At 35.4% G+C, this 4,995-nt stretch carries 5 protein-coding genes; all 5 read right to left on the bottom strand.

Annotated features, from left to right (window positions below):
- Positions 1 to 101: 101 nt before the first annotated feature.
- Genes EDD63_RS11230 through murG form a run of 5 tightly spaced genes read right to left on the bottom strand, consistent with a single transcriptional unit; the run spans position 102 to position 4,881 of the window.
- A complete protein-coding gene (locus tag EDD63_RS11230) occupies positions 102 to 1,715 on the bottom strand; it encodes a DAK2 domain-containing protein (RefSeq protein ID WP_134171406.1) in 1,614 nt (537 codons plus the stop codon).
- A gap of 9 nt (positions 1,716 to 1,724) precedes the next feature.
- The gene (locus tag EDD63_RS11235) at positions 1,725 to 2,084 is read right to left on the bottom strand and encodes an Asp23/Gls24 family envelope stress response protein (protein WP_134171407.1); all 360 of its coding nucleotides are present in this window, start codon (positions 2,082 to 2,084) and stop codon (positions 1,725 to 1,727) included.
- Positions 2,085 to 2,123: 39 nt separating this feature from the next.
- The gene (locus EDD63_RS11240; protein ID WP_134171408.1) at positions 2,124 to 2,924 is read right to left on the bottom strand and encodes a cell division protein FtsQ/DivIB; all 801 of its coding nucleotides are present in this window, start codon (positions 2,922 to 2,924) and stop codon (positions 2,124 to 2,126) included.
- On the bottom strand, positions 2,903 to 3,814 hold the full coding sequence (gene murB / locus EDD63_RS11245) for a UDP-N-acetylmuramate dehydrogenase (protein ID WP_134171409.1): 912 nt from the start codon (positions 3,812 to 3,814) through the stop codon (positions 2,903 to 2,905). Before murB ends, EDD63_RS11240 begins: the two co-directional genes overlap by 22 nt.
- Positions 3,815 to 3,822: 8 nt before the next feature.
- On the bottom strand, positions 3,823 to 4,881 hold the full coding sequence (gene murG, locus EDD63_RS11250) for an undecaprenyldiphospho-muramoylpentapeptide beta-N-acetylglucosaminyltransferase (protein WP_166667642.1): 1,059 nt from the start codon (positions 4,879 to 4,881) through the stop codon (positions 3,823 to 3,825).
- Between the last annotated feature and the right edge of the window lie 114 nt (positions 4,882 to 4,995).

Here is a 4,995-nt window from a genome sequence, read left to right on the forward strand (position 1 = left end):
CCATATTTGGTATGAATACTTCCTTTATAAGATGTGTAACCACACATTAAGTGATAGTCCTATTTTCAAAAACCACACATTAAGTTACATTACCCTTTTTACTATTCAACTCCAATAATAAATGAGTATACAGGTTGTCCACCCATACTTGCTTCTACCTCAACACCTTTGTTTTCAGCATAAGCAACAATTTCATCTAATTGTTCTTGTGTTGTATCTTCTCCTGCAATAATTGTGGCAATTTCACTATCTCCATCAATCATTAAGTCAAGCAATTTACGTGTTGCTTCCATTTTATCTGGCACACTACATACAATATCTTTTTCATTAATACCCATGTAATCATTTGCTTTGATCTCTAGTCCTTCAAAGACTGTATCTTTAATTGCATATGTTACTTGTCCAGTTTTTACTGCTGCAATTGCATCTTGCATCTCAGCAACATTACTGTCAATATCCACTTCTGGATTAAACATCAAACAAGCACTTAATCCTTGAGGAATTGATTTTGTTGGTAAGACACGAATGTCAATATCATCAAGTACTTGTGCAGCTTGTTGTGCAGCTAAAATGATGTTTGAGTTGTTTGGCAAGATAATGATGTGTTCCGCATTCACTTGTTTGATTGCCTCAATGAAATCTTCAGTTGAAGGGTTCATCGTTTGTCCACCAGAAATGATGTGATCCACTCTAAAGTCTTCAAACATTTTTGTTAGTCCATCTCCTGCTGCAACAGCAATCATGGCATATTTTTGTTTTTCTTTTTGTGTTGGTTGTGCATTATCCATTAAATGTTCGTGTTGTTCTTGCATGTTTTCAATTTTTAACTTCACGAATTCACCATAGCGTTGTGCAACATTTAGTGCATCACCAGGTTTTAATGTATGAACATGTACTTTTACAATATCATCGTCTTGAACAACAACCAATGAATTACCTAATTGTTCTAAACGTTCTCTTAATTTATTCTCGTTGAAAGTTTTCATTGATTGATCATTTAGACGCACAATAAATTCCGTACAATATCCAAATTCATCACTTTCCATCGCAGCTCCTGCTGCAACAGTTGATGCTTCTTTTTCATTGCGTTCTACTTTTTGTCCATCTAATGCATGTAAAAACCCTTCAATGATGTAGCATAAACCTGCCCCACCACTATCAACTACACCTACTTCTTTTAACACAGGAAGTAAATCTGGTGTACGTTGTAATGAAGCACGACTTTCTTCTAATAATTTAGCAACAACATCGCGACATGTAATATCTACATGTTCACTAGCATACAACAAAGTATAATCACTAGCTTCACGAATCACTGTTAAAATCGTACCTTCAACTGGACGCATAACTGCTTTATATGCAACACGTGAACCATTCACGAATGCATTTGCTAATTTCAGTCCATTTACTTCATCTTCACCTTCTAGCGATTGGTAAAGTCCTCTAAAAATTTGAGAGGTAATAACTCCAGAGTTTCCACGAGCTCCCATCAATAATCCTTTTGATAAAGCTTTGGCTACATCACTTACACTATCGCTATTTACTTTTAAAGCATCATTCATTCCTGCTGTAAAAGTCATTGACATGTTGGTTCCTGTATCACCATCTGGTACAGGGAATACATTCAATGTATCTACTTCTTGTTGGTGATTGGCAAGTTGGTTTGCACCACTTTCAATCATTTCCTTAAATAATTTCCCGTTTAAATTTTCCATACATTCCACCTATTGCATGACCTTGACACCTTGAACGTATACGTTAACTGTATCAAAATCTACATCAAGGGATTTTTCCATCATATATTTAACTTTCTTTTGAACTTCTACTACAACTTCTGAAATTTTAACACCATGACTTACCACAATGTATAAGTCCAATTCAAGGTGTCCGTCTTTTTCGTTGACTACAACTCCTTTAGCGTAGTTTTCTTTACGTAATAGCTCAGCTAATCCATCTTTTAATAACTTTTGTGAGGCCATTCCAACAACACCATAGCATTCGGTAGTAATCCCACCAGCTAATGTTGTGATGGCTTCTTTGGAAATATTAATATCTCCAAATTGTGTATTCTTTGTAATTGACATGATCATCACTCCTTATCATTTCTTGGAACTTCATCTATTCTAATCACAATTACTTGTAAAAACTGAATTGCTTGATTCTTGTATATTTATACAACGAAGTTTATCATTCAATCCTTCAAGTATCTTGCGATAGTTTTTCAATAATGCCAAACCGTCATAAGATGATCTTACAATATGTCCATCACTCATCACAAGTTCTAACATATTATCATCATACGATGTTTTATAATAGCGTATTTCTGATATTAATGCAAGATTTTCGGCATCAATCTGTGCAAGCATGTTTGCTAAATCCGCTCGTTGTGTCTTATTTAAATCTTTTATATAAGGCGAGCTAATTAAAGCAAGTTGGTTATCTTTCATTTCTACGCTTTTTCCATTGGCAAGTAACACGTATGATTTTCCATCTTCCTCATAGTGTCCAATGACTTTTGCTTCTGTCACATCGATATATATCGCCCCTGTTAGATAGTTTTTACTTACACTAACATCATCGATAAATTCATCTTCTTTCAGTTTATGTTCAATCCACATACCTGGATGCATAATCATTTTACTGTCGTAGCTTAAATTTGCTTTTTTTAGTATTTCTTGTTGCGTATAAATCACATTGTTGTTAACTTTCATCACGCGAATATTGGAGAAATCACTCACCATATATCCAATGATTACAACAATAAGTATAACAATCGAAAAACGCTTCAGTCGTTTTCTTCTTAGTTTTCTTTTTCTTCTATTTTTCAGTACGTTATCGCGACGTATTTCCTGTTCATCTTTTCGTAGTACACCATCTAAATCAATCGTATCATCTAAATCTTCTAAATGTCGTTTTCTGGCCAATTGAATTTCTCAACTTCCGTATGTAGATGAACGTTAAACTTTTCGCGAACTTCGTTTTGAATATGTTCAATTAAAGCTGCCACGTCTTTTGCACTAGCTTTTTCATCATTTACGATAAAATTACAATGCTTTTCACTCACTTTGGCACCTCCGATTTGTTTTTCACGTAAGCCACAAGCTTCAATAAGCTCCCAAGCTTGATGGTTATCCGGATTACGGAACACACTTCCAGCATTTGGTTTTTCTAGTGGCTGGCTTTCTTTACGACGCGCACGTCGAGTGTCCATTAAATCGCGAATGTCTTTTTGGTCTTTTGGTTGCAATTGCAACTCTGCTGCAAGAACGACCCAATCAGGATGTTCATGGAAAATACTATGACGATATGCATAATCAATTTCACTAGCATCCAACCATTCGATTCTTTGATTCCGTAACACACGGACTCTTTTCACAATTTGTGAGATATCACTTTTATATGCTCCTGCATTCATCACAAGTGTACCACCAACAGTAGCTGGAATTCCACTTGCAAACTCAAGTCCTGATAAACTTGCTTTCATTGCTTCATTAGCAAGTAAGATAACAGAACATCCTGCTTGCACAAAACACTTTCCATCACTTTCAAATTCAAAATCAATAAAGTAACGATCTAGACAAATAATCACGCCATTATAATCACGATCATGACATAATAAATTGCTACCTTTTCCGATAATCTTATATGGAAGATTTGCTTCCATACATGCTTCTATAATTCTTGTGAGCGATAACTCACTTTTGGGATATACGAAGTATTTTGCCTTCCCACCAATTCGAAAGGTTGTATGGTGACATAAAGGCTCGTCAATACACATATCTCCATGTTTACTCAACACTTCTTCAATATTCATTGGCTCTCCTAGATTTTTTCAATAACTTCGACAATATTCTGACAGGCATCCTGAAAGCCATGTGCAATTGCCGCTTCTTTCATCTTTTTTGCAAGATCTGGCTTGCAAATGTATGTTTCGATATAGTTTTGCAGATGTTTTTCATCTACATCTTTTTCCTCAATCATAAATGCGTATCCATCATCAACCATTGCTTTTGCATTATAGTATTGATGGTTGTTTGCTACAAAGGGACTTGGGATGAGAATACTTAGTGTCCCGCTTGCTGCAAGTTCAGCAGCAGTTGTAGCTCCTGCTCTACAAATAACAAAATCAAATGCATCAATAATTGCTAATTGATCTACATAATCAACAACTTTAACATTGTCTGCCACAAGTTCTTGTGCACTATCCATGTTATTTTTTCCTGCAACATATAAGAAATTAACATCTTGAATGTTTGGTAGAATTTCCTTCAACTTATGTGCAACACTACTACTACCAAGTGAACCCATAACAATTAAACCAAGTGGTTTTGATGAATCTAAACCTAGCGCATCAAAACTAGCTTGATTAAAAGCGTGTTTACTTGCAAGTGTTGCTCGTGGATTTCCAAGTAATAACACCTTATTATTTGGAAAATCTTTCCGTGCATTCTCATAACAAATTATGACACAATCTGCATACCGACTTGCCATTTTATTTGCCTTTCCTGCAATTGAATTTTGCTCGTGAAGAATGACTTTCTTTTTTAATTTTTTCGCAGCGATACATACGGGTAAACTCACATACCCACCAAAAGCGATAATCACATCCGGGTTTTCTTTTTTCAATATGGCTTTTGCTTTATTGATTGCACGTAAACTTTGGAAAACTGCCTTTCCCTTTTTTACGATACTACCTGCAAGACCACTTGTTTTTAAACCATAAAAAGCATACCCTTTTTCCGGTATGAGTGTTGCTTCCATACGGTCTTCATTTCCGATAAAAGTTACCGGATACCCTTTGTGTTCCTTTATATAATCTGCCAGAGCAAGTGCTGGATAAATATGTCCTCCAGTACCACCTGTCACCATGAGTATTTTCAATATATCACTCCTGGTGAATATTATATCATAAAATGCGTGTAGAAATGCATAAAGGACAAGAAAAAACCAGAAGCTTTTACTCCTGGTAATTTTTACTATATTTCGTTAGTCTTT

The organism is Breznakia blatticola (assembly GCF_004365815.1).
In the GTDB taxonomy this organism is placed as follows: Bacteria; Bacillota_I; Bacilli_A; order Erysipelotrichales; family Erysipelotrichaceae; genus Breznakia; species Breznakia blatticola.

What these genes read in the sequence shown, in the direction of transcription:
- EDD63_RS11230 (WP_134171406.1), bottom strand. Translation starts at nt 1,715, where the DNA reads ATGGAAAATTTAAACGGGAAATTATTTAAGGAAATGATTGAAAGTGGT.
- murB (WP_134171409.1), bottom strand. Translation starts at nt 3,814, where the DNA reads ATGAATATTGAAGAAGTGTTGAGTAAACATGGAGATATGTGTATTGAC.
- EDD63_RS11235 (WP_134171407.1), bottom strand. Translation starts at nt 2,084, where the DNA reads ATGTCAATTACAAAGAATACACAATTTGGAGATATTAATATTTCCAAA.